The 16,103-nt window shown below is 61.2% G+C and carries 10 protein-coding genes; 3 read left to right on the top strand and 7 right to left on the bottom strand.

Translation table 11 applies throughout. The annotated features are described in order from the left end of the window. The coding region (disA, locus tag AB5Z25_RS09905; protein WP_438265634.1) for a DNA integrity scanning diadenylate cyclase DisA at positions 1-578 on the bottom strand (578 nt) is incomplete at its 3' end. Between the two features lie 373 nt (positions 579-951). On the opposite strand from disA, the gene AB5Z25_RS09900 reads away from it, so the two are divergent. The 3 genes from AB5Z25_RS09900 to AB5Z25_RS09890 all read left to right on the top strand — a co-directional run bounded on the left by AB5Z25_RS09900 (position 952) and on the right by AB5Z25_RS09890 (position 3,426). Beyond that, positions 952-1,530 (top strand): manganese efflux pump MntP, encoded by a 579-nt coding sequence (locus AB5Z25_RS09900; protein ID WP_196032522.1) that lies wholly within the window; start codon positions 952-954, stop codon positions 1,528-1,530. Positions 1,531-1,650: 120 nt separating this feature from the next. Next, positions 1,651-2,118, top strand: a complete 468-nt coding sequence (locus AB5Z25_RS09895) for a helix-turn-helix domain-containing protein (RefSeq protein ID WP_368135460.1) — start codon at positions 1,651-1,653, stop codon at positions 2,116-2,118. Between the two features lie 3 nt (positions 2,119-2,121). Beyond that, positions 2,122-3,426 carry a type II toxin-antitoxin system HipA family toxin gene (locus AB5Z25_RS09890; protein WP_215673993.1) on the top strand — a complete coding sequence of 435 codons (1,305 nt, stop codon included), beginning with the start codon at positions 2,122-2,124 and terminating at the stop codon, positions 3,424-3,426. A 127-nt stretch (positions 3,427-3,553) separates the two neighbouring features. On the opposite strand, the gene AB5Z25_RS09885 is transcribed toward AB5Z25_RS09890, so the two are convergent. The 6 genes from AB5Z25_RS09885 to AB5Z25_RS09860 form a co-directional block, all read right to left on the bottom strand. After that, entirely contained in the window at positions 3,554-5,011 is a 1,458-nt protein-coding gene (locus AB5Z25_RS09885) for an aminoacyl-histidine dipeptidase (RefSeq protein ID WP_368135459.1), read from the bottom strand. A gap of 214 nt (positions 5,012-5,225) precedes the next feature. Next, positions 5,226-7,868: an ATP-dependent Clp protease ATP-binding subunit gene (locus AB5Z25_RS09880; protein ID WP_195520834.1), complete on the bottom strand. Its 2,643-nt coding sequence runs from the start codon at positions 7,866-7,868 to the stop codon at positions 5,226-5,228. A 192-nt stretch (positions 7,869-8,060) separates the two neighbouring features. Further along, on the bottom strand, positions 8,061-8,750 hold the full coding sequence (locus AB5Z25_RS09875) for a TetR/AcrR family transcriptional regulator (protein WP_271748387.1): 690 nt from the start codon (positions 8,748-8,750) through the stop codon (positions 8,061-8,063). Then, complete coding sequence (locus AB5Z25_RS09870) at positions 8,734-13,173, bottom strand: acyl-CoA dehydratase activase (RefSeq protein WP_368135458.1); 4,440 nt, start codon at positions 13,171-13,173, stop codon at positions 8,734-8,736. The genes AB5Z25_RS09875 and AB5Z25_RS09870 overlap by 17 nt, the downstream gene beginning before the upstream one ends. 281 nt (positions 13,174-13,454) lie before the next feature. Then, entirely contained in the window at positions 13,455-14,003 is a 549-nt protein-coding gene (locus tag AB5Z25_RS09865) for a DUF2798 domain-containing protein (protein ID WP_022094319.1), read from the bottom strand. Positions 14,004-14,316: 313 nt separating this feature from the next. Continuing rightward, positions 14,317-15,885, bottom strand: coding sequence for a threonine/serine exporter family protein (locus tag AB5Z25_RS09860; RefSeq protein WP_198019925.1), 1,569 nt, complete (start codon positions 15,883-15,885; stop codon positions 14,317-14,319). Positions 15,886-16,103: the final 218 nt, after the last annotated feature.

The raw sequence follows: 16,103 nt of genomic DNA, 5'->3' as shown, positions 1-16,103 counted from the left end.
GTCTTTGCCTGTTGCATGATCTCGAAGCTCGAGAAAATACCGGTGATGTCGGCGAGCGTAACGTAGTCGTCGAGCTCAAGGGCCGTCAGGCGCAGCAAGGAGCGATCGAGCGACTGACGGGTGGTCTGAAGCGTGGCGACGAGCTGGTTGACCGAGCTCATGATGGTGGTGACGGGCTGGATCTCGTAGCTCTTGCCGTGAACGTACACGTTAACGACGGCACGGCGAGCCGAAACCGAGATCACGATGGCATCGGTGAGCACCGACATGCGAGCGGCAGTACGGTGACGCATGCCCGTCTCACTCGTGGCGAGCGAGGGATCGGGATTGAGGTGGAAGTTGGCGCGCAGGATCTGGGTGAGGTCGCCATCGATGACGATGGCGCCGTCCATCTTGGAAAGCTCGAACAGGCGGTTCGAGGTAAACGAAATGTTGAGCGGGAAGCCGTCGTTACCGGCAGCGAGCACGTTTTCGGTGTCGCCGACGCAGATAAGGGCGCCCAGGTGACCGGCGATGATCATGTCGAGGGCGGTGCGGATCGGCTGACCAGGTGCCGTCAGGCGGATGGCCTGTTCCATACGCTTTTGCAGCTCGTTCTTATCCAAGGCATCGCTCCCATCGTATACGCTCCATAAACGCTAAATAGTTTCTCACGGTTTGTCCCTGCGGCGCTTGCGAAATCCGATGCTTACAGAATGAGCGAACACAGCTGAGAGCCCAACCCAAATCAGCTGTTCATGTGGTAGCATCGGGATTCGCATAAATGAGGGAGTAGTCGCGTGATCGGGTTCGCCTCCAGTGGCGCGGCAAGTCAACACACTGGCCGATGCGGCCTGGCTTGCCTTAATGAACGAGACTCGTGGCTGTGCGCGCAACGCGTACGCCACGGGTCTTTTTTGTTACTCCCCCAAGAGGTACACGCGGGCCCGCCCGCAGAGAGGGAGCCAGACTATGGGACTCGCAGAGCTTGTGTTGCTCGCTATCGGCCTTTCTATGGACGCTTTTGCCGTATCCATCTGCAAGGGCCTTGGCATGAAGAAGATCAACCTTAAAGTTGCCGTGGTGCTCGGCTTGTTCTTTGGCGGCTTTCAGGCCGGCATGCCCGTAATCGGATGGGCGCTCGGCAGTCAATTCATGGGCATCATCGGACCCATCGACCATTGGATCGCCTTTATCCTGCTCGCCTTTATCGGCGGCAAAATGTTGTGGGAGGCCTTTACCGAAGACGAGGATGAAGGCGACGGCAAGGATGCCGAAAAGATTGACCTGGGCGAGTACCTGATCCTCGCCATCGCCACCTCGATTGACGCCCTGGCCGTGGGCATCTCGTTCGCCGCGCTTTCCGTCGACATCGTTCCCGCCGTGTCGCTCATAGGCATCACGACCTTCATCTTCTCCGTTGCCGGCGTGGCGATTGGCCGCATCTTTGGCGCGCGCTACGAAAAGCCCGCCACCATCGTGGGCGGCGTTGTGCTCATCCTCATCGGCCTCAAGATTTTGCTGGAGCACCTAGGGATTTTAGTGCTGTAAAACACCCTTCAAAACTAAACGTCCGTATAAGGCCTCATGCAGAGTTTTGCATGAGGCCTTTTCATGCAGACTTTTGCATGTCATACTAGGATGCAAAAGCCTGCACGTTAGGAGATAGCCGTGGATACCCTTCCCATCACCACACCACGCCAAGCTGGCATCTACGTGCGCCAGGCACGCGAGACTCAGGGTCTCACCCGTGCCACCCTCGCCAAAAAGGCCGGTGTTTCGGAGCGCCTGCTTGCATCGCTCGAGCTAGGAGACGCCACCGGCATTCGACTCGACAAGCTGCTGGCGATTTTCGACGCTCTTGAACTGGCGCTCGCAGCACAAGGGGATATAAGCGAAACGAAAAATGAGCACCCAATCGACGCCCCGCATGCTGATCAACCTTGCAGCACCTCCAGACGCCATCACGCTCAACGTCTTCATCATCGCAACCGTCGCAGCACAACCATTCCGGCTCTTGCAGATACCCCCCTTACGTCCGAGCTCTACGACAGGGCCTTCGCCGATTTCGCCATGTCCAATCTCGGAGTCTCGATTGCCGCAAACGCATCTAGCCAAACCATGCCCGAAGGGAAATAGCCAATGGCCAGAACATCACTTCGGACCATTATTTGCGGCGTGCCTGCTGGAACGCTCGCGCAAGATGAGAACGGTCTTATCAGCTTTACCTACGATCATGACTATGACGGGCCAGCCCTATCGACCAACATACCCGTATCGAATCGCACATACGGACAACAGGTCATGAATCCGTACCTGTTTGGCCTTCTACCCGACAGCGAGGACCAACGAAAAGCGATTGCCGCCGAATTCGACGTTAGGCCCAACAATCCCGTTGCGTTGCTCAGCCATATCGGACTCGACTGTCCGGGCGGAGTGCAGTTTTGTGCCGAAGAAGATGCCGACGCCGTCCTGCATCGCGCTGGCGAATACCGCCCTATAGACGACCACGAAATTGCTCTTCGTCTCAAGTCGATCAGAGATGACCGCGATGCATCGTGGATGGGTCTAGATGAAAGTTGGTCACTTGGAGGCAACCAGGGCAAGTTCGCGCTCGCGTTCATAAACGACCGCTGGTGCGAATGCATGGGCTCCTCGCCCACGACGCATATTTTCAAAAATGGCGTTATCGGATTTAAACTCGAGGCTCTCAATGAGTTTGTCTGCATGAAAAGCGCCCAGCGCGCCGGCATCGCAACGGCAAACGTCGAATATCGTATGTTTGAGGACGAACCTGCCCTCATTGTTGAGCGCTATGACCGCGTGAAAGTCAAAGACGGAACGATCAGGCGCCTACATCAAGAAGACCTCTGTCAGGCACTTGGGGTGATGCCCGCCCAAAAGTACACGGCAGACGGCGGCCCGACCACACGCGACATTCAAGAGCTCCTCGTAAATACGAGCCACCATCAACTTAACCTGTATCTGTTTACGCAGATACTTTTCTTTAACGCCATCATCGGCGCACCGGATGCGCACGCGAAAAACTATTCCCTGCTCCTTGGAAACGACGGCGCAGCCATGATGGCTCGAATGTACGATGTCGCGTCGGGTTTGGCGTATGAGCGCATGCGCCGCCGGGCGCGCCTTGCCATGAGCGTTGGCGGCGAAAATCGTGTGGGGTGCATCGGTCCAGGCGCTATCCGCCGATACCACGGTATGGGCGACCCCACGCTGGAGGCGACGCTCACCGATGCCGGGCTATCCGAGAAGTTTTGCTTTGCGACCATGATGGACCTCGCCTACGAGGTACCCATTTGCATGGAAGAGGTCATGGACGAATACGCCGACCTGCCCGGCATGGCGGACCTGCGCGAGCATATGCTCGGCCCCGTCCGCGAAAACTGCCAGCGCGCCCTCGACCTCATCAGGGCAGAAATGGACTAGGTGGCCGTAATTTCGCAATTATCAAACAAAAGAGAGGGGGCACCCGTCGCAAAAGACCGGGTGCCCCCTCTCATAATGTCATTTGCAATCCGCTAGCACGTGACTCGGACTGCTGCTAGCGCAACCTTTACGCAGCGAGGCGCTTGAGGACGTCGATGAGCAGCTCGTAGAAGCGCTCGGCAGAAGCGAGCTCCATGCTCTCGTCCGGGGTATGGACATCGGAGAGCGTCGGGCCCACGGCGATGGCGTCCAGGCCGTGCAGAGCCTCGGCAAACAGGCCGCACTCAAGGCCGGCGTGAATGGACTCGATGCGCAGCTCGGAGCCAAAGAGCTCTCGATAGCTCTCGACAAAGACTTCGCGGACCGGCGAATGCTCGGCATAGCTCCAGCCGGGATACTCAAACTCAAACTTGGCGTCGAAGCCCAGGACATCGGCCAGCGTCTGCAGACGGTCCTTGAACTCGTTCTGCAGCGAGGTGATCGAAGAGCGCGGGGACAGCATAATCTTGACCTCGTCATCGGAGGTGGCGACCACGCCGATGTTGGAGGAAACCTCGACGGAGCCGTCGGTGGCGACGTTGCGGCGAATCACGCCGTTAGGGGCAAGGCGCAGGGCGCGGATGAGGGCAAGCGCGGACTTCTGGTCCATGGCCTCAACCTCGGCGTCGTCGGCAATCTCGACGGTGCAAGTAAAGCCGGGGTCGAAGACCTCGAGCTCGGCAGTGACGTCGGCGATGATGCCCTTTGCGATCTGGGCCGCGGCCTCGGCGGCAGCGTGGTCGGCGTAGACCAGAACAGCCTTGCACTCACGGTTGATGGCGTTGTCCTTGGTGCCGCCGTTAAAGCTAACGATGGCGGGCTCGCCGGCAACCATCAGGCGGTCGATGATGCGGGCCATGATGAGGTTGCCGTTGCCGCGCTCCAGGTTGATATCGCTGCCGGAGTGGCCGCCCAGCAGGCCGGAGATGTCGAGCGTGAGGGTGCTACCGGTCTTGTGCTCGCGCGCGATCGGGCAGGTGTAGGTAACGACGACGCCGCCGGCACAGCTGACGGTGGCAACGCCCTCTTCCTCGGAGTCAAGGTTGATCATGGTGCGGGCGCTAATCTGGGACTTGTCGAGCGTCTCGGCGCCGACCAGGCCAGTCTCCTCGTCGGTGGTGAACACGCACTCGAGGGCCGGATGGGTAATCGAATCGTCGTTGAGCACGGTAAGCATAAGCGCGACGGCAATACCGTTGTCGGCGCCCAGAGTGGTGCCGTTAGCGGTGAGGACGCCGTCCTTGACGACCAGGTCGATACCATCGGTCGTAAAGTCGTGCTCAACGGAGCCCAACTTGTCGCACACCATATCGATGTGGCCCTGCAGCATCACGGTCGGGGCATTCTCGGCACCGGCAGATGCGGGCTTGCGAATGATGACGTTGTAGACCTCGTCCTGGTACACATCGAGACCGCGCTCCTTGGCAAACGCAACCAGGAAATCGCTGATGCCCTTCTCGTTGCTAGACCCACGGGGGATCGCGCTGACCTCCTCAAAGAAATGGAACAGCTGGGCGGGCTCGTAGCCGGTAATCTTGTAGTCCATGGTGCCTCCTTGGCGCAACTGGTTAGACAGTAAGACATGCGACTTGTATATTCCCAGACTTTGCGTGCATAAACCAGTCGAAAACGCCGAGCGCCCTCGCATCATCGGCTAACGGTGGACCGTATAGCGTAACGGTCACAACTTCCGCAGCTCTACAAATCGAGGCGCCCTTTCCGGAGCGCCTCGATTGCGCGTATCAAATTGTCGCCACGCCCTACAGCGCGCCGGAACCGGCTTGCATCATGCCGCCGGGGCCCGAGGTCACGCCGCCGCTCACGGGCGCGGCGTTGCCGGTGTGCGGTACCGCCGGGGCGGTATCGCCACCAAGCGTGCCCGCCGGACGCGGTGCCGGGATCTCGCCCGTGCCGCGGCTAAAGACAAACTTGCCATCGGCCACGTCGCACAGGACGGTATCGCCCTCGCCCCACTCGCCAGCCAGCAGTTCCTCGGACAGCGGATCCTCGATGAGCTTTTGGATGGCACGACGCAGCGGACGCGCGCCGTTGGTGAGGTCGGTACCCTCCGCCACAATCTTGTCGTAGGCCGCATCGGTAAGCTTGATGTTCATGCCGTTTGCGATCAGGCGCTGGCGCAGATCGTCCACCAGCAGGTGCGCAATCTTGGTGAGATTCTCGCCCGAGAGCTTCTGGAACACCACAATATCGTCGATACGATTGAGCAGCTCGGGGCGGAACAGGCGCTTGAGCTCGCCCATCGCACGGCCGCGGATCTCGCTCGACGTGAGACCCTGCTCACCGGTGGTGCCAAAACCGACGCTCGCATCCTGCGCGATCTCGCGGGCGCCCACGTTGGACGTCATGATGATCACGGTGTTGCGGAAGTCAACCGTCTTGCCCTGGCTATCGGTCAGACGACCCTCCTCCAGCACCTGCAGCAGGATGTTGAAGATGTCGGGATGCGCCTTCTCGATCTCGTCGAACAGCACGACCGAGTACGGGTGGCGACGAACGGCCTTGGTAAGCTGGCCGCCCTCGTCGTGGCCCACATAGCCCGGGGGGCTACCGATGAGCTTGGAGACCTCGAACTCACTGCCAAACTCCGACATATCGAAGCTGATGAGCGCGTCCTTGCTGCCAAAGAGATACTCGGCGAGCGTCTTGGCGAGCTCGGTTTTGCCCGTGCCGGTGGGGCCCAGGAAGATAAAGCTGCCGCCGGGGCGACGCGGGTCCTTGAGCGGCGAGCGGCTGCGGCGCACGGCCTTGGCAACGGCCTCGACGGCCTCGTCCTGACCGATGATGCGCGTCTTGAGCACGCTTTCGGCCTGCAGCAGGCGGCGGCTCTCGCTCTCGGTGAGCGAGGACACCGGCACGCCCGAGGTCACGGACACGATGTCGGCAATCTGGGAGACATCGATGGTGAGCGGGCTGGCGTCGAGCTCGGCCGTCCAGGCAGCCTTGGCCTCGGCGAGCTCAATCTCGGCAGCCTTTTGCTGCTCGGTGATCTCGGCGGCCTTGTTCATGTCGTCGCTCTCGGTGGCCTCCTGCGCGGCGGCCTTAAGCTCCTCCACGCGATGCTCGGCCTCGCGCACCGGCTCGGGCGCGCGGTTGGCGGCGATGCGGGCGCGGGCGCCGGCCTCGTCAATGAGGTCGATGGCCTTATCGGGCAGGAAGCGATCCTGGATGTAGCGGTCGGAGAGGTTCGCGGCGGCCTCGATAGCACCCTGCGTATAGCGCACATGGTGGTGCTCCTCGTAGCGCGGCTTGAGCGCGGTCAGGATCTTGACCGTGTCCTCGACGCTCGGCTCCTCGACATCGATGGTCTGGAAGCGACGCTCGAAGGCCGGGTCCTTGGTGAGGTACTTGCGGAATTCCTCGGCCGTGGTGGCACCGATAATCTGGAAGGCACCGCGCGCGAGCACGGGCTTGAGCATGGAGCTCGCGTCGATGGAGCCCTCGGCAGAGCCGGCACCGATGATGGTGTGCATCTCGTCAATAAACAGGATGACGTCGTCAGCTTCGGTGGCCTCCTGGATCACGTTCTTGAGGCGCTCCTCAAACTCACCGCGATACTTGGCGCCCGCAACGAGGCCCGGCAGGTCGAGCGTCCAGATGTTCTGGTTCATAAGGTTCTCGGGCACGTTGCCAGCTGCAATCTGCTGAGCCAGACCCTCGACGATGGCCGTCTTGCCCACGCCGGGGTCGCCCAAGATAAGCGGATTGTTCTTGGTGCGACGCGAAAGGATCTCCATCATACGCTGGACTTCCTTTTCGCGACCAATTACAGGGTCGAGCTCGCCGTCGCGCGCCTTCTGCGTAAGGTTGGTGGCGAACTGCTTAAGCGTATCGGTGCCGCTCCCCTTTTGCTGCGACGCGTCCGAGCCGCTAAAGAACGGCAGGCCCGCACCGGGACGCCCGGCACCGGCGCCGGCGAGCGGACGCTTCTTGTCCTGGTCCTTGGCGGTAAGTTTCTCGATAGCCTTTTTGATGGAGGCGGACGACACACCCAGGCGCATGAGGATGTCCATGGCCATGCCGTTACCCTCTTCGACGATGCCAATCAGCAAGTGCTCGGTCGACACGTAGGTCTGGTTGTTCTCACGTGCCACGCGGAAGGAGCGCTCCATCACGCTAATGACGAGCGGCGTAAAGGCAAGCTTGGCAGCCTCGGTCTCCTCGCTGGGCTCGGGAACCGTGGTCTGGACCTCCTTGAGGGTGTCCATGATGTCGTCGTAGGAGATATCAAGCGAGCGCAGCGCCTCGGCAGCGATGCCCTCGTCCTCCTTGGCGAGTGCGAGCAGCAGGTGCTCGGTGCCCACCTTATTTGAGTGCAGATCGAGCGCCTCCTGTTTGGCCATCGACATGACCTTGCGCGCTCGATCGGTAAATCTATCTAACATGCTCGTTTCCTTACATGAGTTCATCGAAATCAAAACGCCCGCCCGTCGGCGGCGCTTTTGTCTCTTTACCCACAGGTTGTCTATGTTAACAGCTGGAGGAATATCTATAAACCCGGCTCACATGAATGCAGGTTATGACCGCATCGCGGGACTCACCGCGCGATGCGCGACAGGCGCCCCGCAAGAGAAACCCTAGGCGTCTTTCACCACGTCGGGACTCGTCGCACGCGATGCGCGATAGGCATCGGCCTCCTTGGAGACGCGTTCGAGCAGCTCGGATGTATCGACGCCCTCGACTTGCGCGACCGTTTCCACCGTCTGCATGGCGACCGCCCTCAGGTACGCGCACGCGCTGTCCCCCAGCTGCTCGAGGTCTATCTCCTCGCCGCCCTCCCGGGCAAAGCCGACCGCCATCACAAAGCCCATGATGCCCGAGACCAGAAAGCCCACCGCAAAGCTCGAATCTGCCTTGAGCTCTTCTCCGTCGGGGTGGACGATCTCTCTCACGCGGTCGATGATGATCGTATGGATGCCCTGCACGACCTGCTCGGCGGCACCCGCCCTCATGGTGATGACGATGCGCCGCAGCAGACAGCGGACGTCGCGCCGGTCGAACGCCGAAAGGTCGCCCTCGCTCGAAAAATGCCAGAGGGCATCGGTGATGAGCTCGTTATCCTGCAGCAGCTGGGCTATGGCGATGGCGACGAGTTCATCGAAATCGTGAAAATAGTAGTAAAACGTTCCGCGATTGCACTGGGCGGCGCGGGTCACCTCGCCAACCGACAGCTCGAAGATGCTGTTGTTCTCGATGAGCTCCCAAAACGCCTCGATGATACGGGTGCGTGCATCGGGCGCATCGGCGTCCTTACGCGGTCTCGCCATGCGTCTCACCGCACCCCTGCGCCTTGGCGTTCATGATGAGCATCTGAAGACGGTTCTCCACGTTGGCGAAGCTCACGTCGGGATCGTAGTCGAGCGGCAGGAACTGCGCCGTGGGATACTGCTCCTTGAGCGCATGGATGAGCCCGCGCCCCACGACATGGTTGGGCAGACACCCGAACGGCTGCAGGATCACGAAGTTGCGGCAGCCGCGCTTGGCGTGCTCGAGGATCTCCGCCGGAATCAGCACGCCCTCGCCCGCATCGAACGTATGGTGCAGGATCTTATCGCTCGCGCGCACGAGCTCGGGCATGCGCGTCGGCGGCTCGTAGAGCGGGCTCGCCGCGCCCAGGCGGTCGCAACGGTCGTGCGCGAGCTCGAACAGGTTGTCCGCCGTGGCGTACCAGGCCTTTTCGGGCAGCGACAGGTCGACGTGGAACTCGCGCGACTGCGCATGCTTGTAGAAATAGGTCTTGCGGATCACGTCGGTCATGCGCGCCTCGATGACCTCGAGCCCGTTGTCCTCGAGGTAGCGCTCGATCTCGTGGTTGGCGCCGAGATGGAAATTGAGCAGGTACTCGCCCACGATGAGAACGGTCGGATGCGGGTTCGAGCGGTCGTACGGAACGGCGTCCATGATCGCAAGCGCGCGTTTGAAGCCCGTCGCCTGGCCTCTCAGCCCGGAGCGCTCCATGCCCTCGATAACCTCATCGAGCGCGCGGTCGAACGCAGCGTCCGCCGCGCCCTTCTCGAGCTCGTAGGGACGGATGCGCCTAAGCATGGCCTCGAGGGCATCGATCATGGGAAGACCGTAGGCGATCTGGATGCTCGGGCCAAGGCCGAGCTTGAAGCCCGGATGCGCATTGTGGGCATCGACGTCGTCGTTGGTGAGCACCGGGACATAGTCGTATCCCGCGTCGTCGAGCGCGCGGCGCAGCAGGGGCATGTAGTGCGTCAGGCGGCAGTCGCCGATATACTTGCCAGTCACCACGGCGACGTCGTGCGGGTCGTACTTACCGCTCTCGAGTGCCGCGAGCGCCTCGCCGATCACGATTTGCGCGGGGAAGCAGATGTCGTTGTGCACATAGCGTTTGCCCAGGCGGATGGCATCCTCGCGCCCGATATCAAGGGCCTCGGCGCGCACGCCCTGATTGCGCATCGCCGCGGTCATGAGCCTGCAGAACGCATGGGAGGTGTTGGGGACCAGCGCGATCTTGTCGTGCCGGTCGCGCTTGGTGTACTTGACCTTATACGGGTCGTCGAGCGGATGGACCGCGTGCACCCGGGCGCCCTCGGCACGCTCCTCCGCGCGACGACGGTTGACCGACTCGATAAACGAACGCACGCGAATGCCCATGGGACCGGCGACGTCGCTCTCATCGAGCTTGATCATCATCGGAACCTTGGAGCCCATCTCGCCCATCATGCGCGCGATCTCGTCGGTGAGATACGCATCGTGGCCGCAGCCGAAGCTGCCCATCTGCACGAGCTCGAGCTCGGGCGTCGATGCGACGATGACCGCGCACGACAGCATGCGCGCATGGTAGTTGTTCACGATGTCGATGCGGCTGTTGGAAAGATCGACGTTGCAGACCCCCGGCACCGCATCGGGCGTCAGCACGGGGATGCCGCGCTCAGAGAAGAGCTTGGGCAGCCCGTGGTTGACCAGCGGGTCGTTGTGGTACGGGCGCGAAGCGATCACCACCGCGTAGCCGCCGTCCTCGCGCACGTTCTCGAGCACCTGCCTGCCGCGCAGCTGCAGCTGGTTCTCAAACGTCTGCTGCGCGCGGTCCGCCTGCTCGGTCGCCTTGGCAACCAGGTCGGCATCGATATCGAAGGTCTCCTTGCACCACGCCTTGAGCTGGCGGTTTCGGTCGCCCTCGTCGTACCAGTGGAACAGCGGCGTATCGAACGGAACGCCGAAACGCTCCTCCGGGTTATCGGAATTGCGCATCACGTAGGGGTATCCCTTTACGACGGCGCACATCCACTCGCTGGTAGAGGCGGTGTTTTCGGTGGGCACCGTCGTGATGATGGGCATGAAGATGCGGTCGACGCCGGCGTCGACGAGATTGCGGATGTGCCCGTGGACGAGCTTGGCCGGGAAGCACACGGTGTCGGATGTGACGTGCGCCAGACCGCGCTCGTACATCGCCTTGGTGCTGCGTCCCGAGACGCGCACCTTAAAGCCGAGCGTGCTGAAGAACGTCGACCAGAACGGCATGGTGTCCCAGAACTCGAGCACACGGGGAATGCCGATCGTGACATCGCGCCCCCCGCAGACGGGAACCGTGGGGCACGACTCGAACAGCAGCTTCTCGCGGTCGACAAAGAGATTGGGGGCAGCCGCGGTCCGGTCGCGCCCCGTGCCGGGTGCCTGTGCCTCGCAAGCACCCTGCGGACGCAGCTCCTCCGCCGCGGGAACCTCGCGCACGAGCTCATCCCATGAGATGGCGCCGCCGCGCGGGCAGCGATTGCCCGTGACGTAAAGCGAGCCGTCGCCAAATGCCACGACCGCGCGCTGGCAGCGGTTGTTGCACCGACGGCAGGTAACGCCGCCGAACTCGCGATGCTCGAAGCGCTCCACGGCATCGAGCCCGATAAACGACGTGCCGGCGTCGCCCTTGCGGCATTCCTCGCGCGCGAGCAGGGCGATACCGATAGCGCCCATCAGCCCCGGGTGGGGTGCACGCGTGACGGGTTTGCCCAGATACTGCTCGAATGCGCGCAGCACCGCGTCGTTTCGGAACGTGCCGCCCTGGACGACGACTTTGTCGCCCAGACGGTTGAGATTTGAAACGCGAATGACCTTGGTGAACACGTTCTCGATAATCGAACGGCAGAGACCGGCCATGATGTCGCCCGGACCCTTACCGCGCCGCCGCTCGGAAACGACGCTGCTGTTCATGAACACCGTGCAGCGGCTGCCGAGAACGGCGGGGGCTTTGGACGAAAATGCCTCGGTCGCGATATCCTCAACGGCTATTCCAAGGTTTTTGGCAAAACCCTCGAGGAACGAGCCGCAGCCCGCAGAGCACGCCTCGTTGACGACGATATCGGTCAGCACGCCGCGGTTGAGCCAGATGGCCTTCATATCCTGTCCGCCGATGTCGAGCACGAAGGTCGCATCGGGAACGCATGCGCACGCGGCGCGGGCGTGCGCGACCGTCTCGACCGTATGGTAGTCGGCGTGGAACGCGCGCGCGAAAAGCTCCTCGCCGTATCCCGTGGTGCCCACGGCATCGATCGCAAGCGTGACTCCCGCTGTCTCCCAGCGGTTCTTCAAGCTGACAAGACCCTGTTGGGCGACGTCGAGCGGTCTGCCGTTATTAGACGCGTAGAACGAATCGACAAGCTCACCCGCCTCATCGACCAGGGCGAACTTGGTCGTCGTGCTCCCCGAATCGATACCGAGCGCCACACGCACCGTCTCTCCGGGCGCATACGCATCCGGACCCTTTGCCGGCGTCTCTTTGCCATGGCGTGCCGTAAAATCCGCCTGCTCGGCAGGTGTGGCAAAAAAGGGCTGGGCAAGACGTCCCTCCCCGCTTGCGGGCGCGACCGTCTCGAGCTTATCCAGCCGGACAAAAGCGTCGGGAAGGTCGATCGGTTGGGACGATGCGAACATGTCGGTCAGCGACAGGGCGGCACCGCGCGCGACCATGATCTGCGGATCGCGCGGGACGATAACCTGATCGTCCGATAGATTCAGTTGCTCCCGGAACACGCGGACCAGTGTGGGGTTGTAGGCGAGCGTACCGCCCTCGAAGATTACCGGCGGCTCGATGTCGATACCCTGGGCCAGACCGCCGATCGTTTGGCGGGCGACCGCGTGAAGCGCCGAAAGCGCCAGGTCGGTGGTAGGAATGCCCTCGTTGAGCAGCGGCTGGATATCGGTCTTTGCGTACACGCCGCAGCGGCCCGAGACCTCGTGGACGGTCGTTCCCCGGCTTGCGAGCTGCTCGAACTCGCCCGATTCGGTGCCGACCCCCATGAGCTTTGCCATCTCGTCGATAAATGCACCGGTACCGCCTGCGCACGAGCCGTTCATGCGCATGTCGGCAACCTCGATGTCTCCCTTATCGTTGGTGCGGAAGAAGATCATCTTGGCGTCTTGGCCGCCCAGCTCGATGGCGCAGCGCGTCTGCGGATAGAACCTGCTGATCGCGAGCGCGTTGGCGACCACCTCCTGAACGTACGAGGCGCCCAGCGCGGTCGCGATATCGCGCGCACCCGAGCCGGTCACCGCAACGCGCAGTGACTCATGGGGAAAGCGCTCGGCGAGCTCGCCGAGCATGGCGCGCACGCTCGCTGTCTGACACGCCCCGTGGCGGCGATATCCCCACCACGCCTCGGTCATATCCTCGTGCATCGCGTAAACTTTGGTCGTCGTCGACCCTACGTCCAGTCCTACTAGCAACGCCATAATGCTCCGTCTCTCGCATTTTTCCCGCTAGAGATATACCACTCTACGTAATACAACAGACTGTTGTATTTAAACTCCGTATAAAAAGCGGCTGCCGAAACGCTTCAGCAGCCGCCGAATGCACCAACAGATTGTTCTGCGCGCTAGCACGTCGGGCAACGGAGCAGCACGGGCCCTCCGGTCATGCGCACCGCTCACGCCCGCGATGTCGCCGAGAGAGCTATCCACGCTTAGGGCTCCAACCAAGCAAGTCGCCCGCGCTCAGCAGATCCCTAAGCGAGCTACTCGCACTCAGGAGCCATAGCCTGCTCCAAGAGCTCGGCATGCTCCTCCTCGAAAACCGTCCCCACAGGGAAGGCGCGACGGAAGACGAAGCGGGAAATCGGACCGGCTACCAAAAGGTTCCACGGCAGCGCCATCACAAAATTATGCGGGATGTTGATCATCCAGATCGCGGGCACGGAATACAGGTTCGCAAGGATGCCGCCGGGCATGTGCGTCAGACCCTCACAGGCACCGTACAGCGACATGATGATGACCATGGGAACGACCATGCAGGAGCTGACGGCGAGCGTCATGGCAAGTGGCGAGCTCTTGCCCGGCGTGACCAAGTACTTAAAGGCGAAACCCTTGGCGAGCGGGCTGGCGACGAACCAGTCGCAGCACATGGCAAAAATGTAGGCAACGGGGAAGCCGAGCCACGCAGTGGCAACGACCTCGCCGTTGATGGCCCCGTGCTGCAGGGCAACGTTGTAGATGCTCATCCAGAGCACCATGCAAAAGCACATGATAAAGGTGAACAGCAGGCTCTCTCGTTTGTTGATAGGCATAAAGGGCAGATTCCTCTCTGTGTTGTACCGCGGCGCCACGCAACAAAAACGGGCGGGCAAGATGGAGCTGTTGGAACTTCATCTCGCCCGCCCGTGGTACGCGCGTCTGCGACTACTTATGTGGTGGAACCAGCCTAGCACGAAACGCATGCGCTTCGTAAGCGTTGAGTTTATGAAGATGCAGGGCACCGATAATCCCCCGACCCCATAAGTTGCGGTGGAATACGGACTGTTTTGACCCTTTAAGCAGCAATTCAGTCCCTATTTCACCGCAACTCATTTGGTGCAAAGTAACCTGTCCCCCTTGTACCAATTAGCTGGTGTGGCGCCAGCGAGGGTCGGTGAGCGTACGCGCCACACCCAGTCCAACGGGCAGAAACGCTACGATGAGCACTGCGCGCACAAACCAGCCGAGCATATTGACCGTGTCGAAGGTGCACATGTAATACATCGAGCGATACAGATACAAGCCCGGCACCATAATGACAATCGAAGGCACCGTGAGGGCGATGCGCGGGTAGGTGAGCTTGACTTCAGCCAAGCTTGCGAGCAGCCCCGATACCAGCGCGCCGATAAACGCTGCTGCCTCGGGAGGCATTCCCGTGCTGAGGCCCAGGAAGGGAATCATCGTCGGCGCATCGACAAGGGTCAGACGCAGGGTATTGGACACGGCGCCGATCAACCCAGCTGCCGCGGCCATCTTTACCGGGCTGTTGAACATCACCGAGAAGCCGAATACGCCAACGAAGCTCATCACCACGCGCAGGAGCGTAAGGGCAAGCGGCGAAAGGCCCAGTGGGGCAAAGTCGTCCGGCGCCAGGCCAACACACTCGGCAACCATCCAACCTACGAGGGTCGCCATCACAATAATCGATACGGCATATGAAAGGCGCTCGATACCGCTTCGCATGTCGAGCTTAGCGATGTCGAGGCCTGCCGTAATGAGTGGAAAGCCGGGAATCACAAAGAGCATGGCGCCGATATAGCCTTCTTGGTGCGACATTGCCCCCGGTATGACCTGGCCAAGGCCGAGCAATGCCAGCAGATACGAAACGCAAGCGAGCGCAACGCCGGTCGTCAGCGCGCTGAACTGACCAAGGCCTTGCTTGAGAATATGGGAGCGGGCAAAGTTGCCGACACCCGCGCCCACGAACGCGCAGGCCATCTCGATAGGGCCGCCGCCGAGCAAAAAAACGAAGGCGCCACAGGCGCAGGCCGCCGCAAGGCCCTGTTGCCAAGGCGCGTAATCAGGTTTTGAACTCTCAACGGTCTTGAGCATCTCGTGATACTCGTGCACCGTGAAGCGACGACCATAGGTCTCGATTTCCTTGAGGAAACTCTCCATCATCCAAATGCGATGGGTATTGACGCCCGTTGTGGGCAAGCTGACGACCTCATTAAAGCAGTGACCATCTTCGATGCAGGTGCACTCAAACGACAGAAGACTTAAGTCAACGTGGATGGTGACACCGAGTACGGCGGCAACACGATTCATGGTATCGCGCACGCGCCAGGCACCCGTTCCGCTTGCCAGCATAAGCATGCCGGTGCGGCAGATGATGGATGATTTATCGGTGAGCGGCGCATCGACGGCAAGCTCATCGCCTGCCGTCACGATCTGGTGCCAGTCAGTTTTCATATGGAGCGCGCCGGCACGAACGCCGTGGTGCATGGGGGCTCTCGAAAGCAGCGAGTTAAGGCGCGAAGGCTGTGAGGGCTCCGCCGATTCGCCCTCGTCCTCGTCGGGCTCTTCATCGACCAGATCAAAGGAATCAAGCGGCGCTGGCTCGCGACGGTCGATCAGCTCCTCGTCCTCATCATCAAAGTAGTTGAACTGATCGAGCATGTCCTCTTCGATTGCGCGCTCGCTCGCGTCGTCCATCCCGGTGCTCCCTTCCTATCGACTAACCCCCATCCTAGACAGCGACGGCTAAAGGAAACATAAAAGAGACGGCTGTCATGCATGGAAGGCGCAAACCCCCAATGCGTCGGTAGACCCCCAACGACTAGGACTGTCCCCAAGTGCCGGCACAGACGATATGAGCAGGACATAAAAACATTGAGAGCCCCTGCTGCATGAAAGACCGCGGATTAGGCCGA

The organism is Collinsella aerofaciens (assembly GCF_040910325.1).
Taxonomy (GTDB): Bacteria; Actinomycetota; Coriobacteriia; order Coriobacteriales; family Coriobacteriaceae; genus Collinsella; species Collinsella aerofaciens_BL.
The sequence above is the reverse complement of the archived record's forward strand: the minus strand, read 5'-3'. Positions and strand labels throughout refer to the sequence as shown.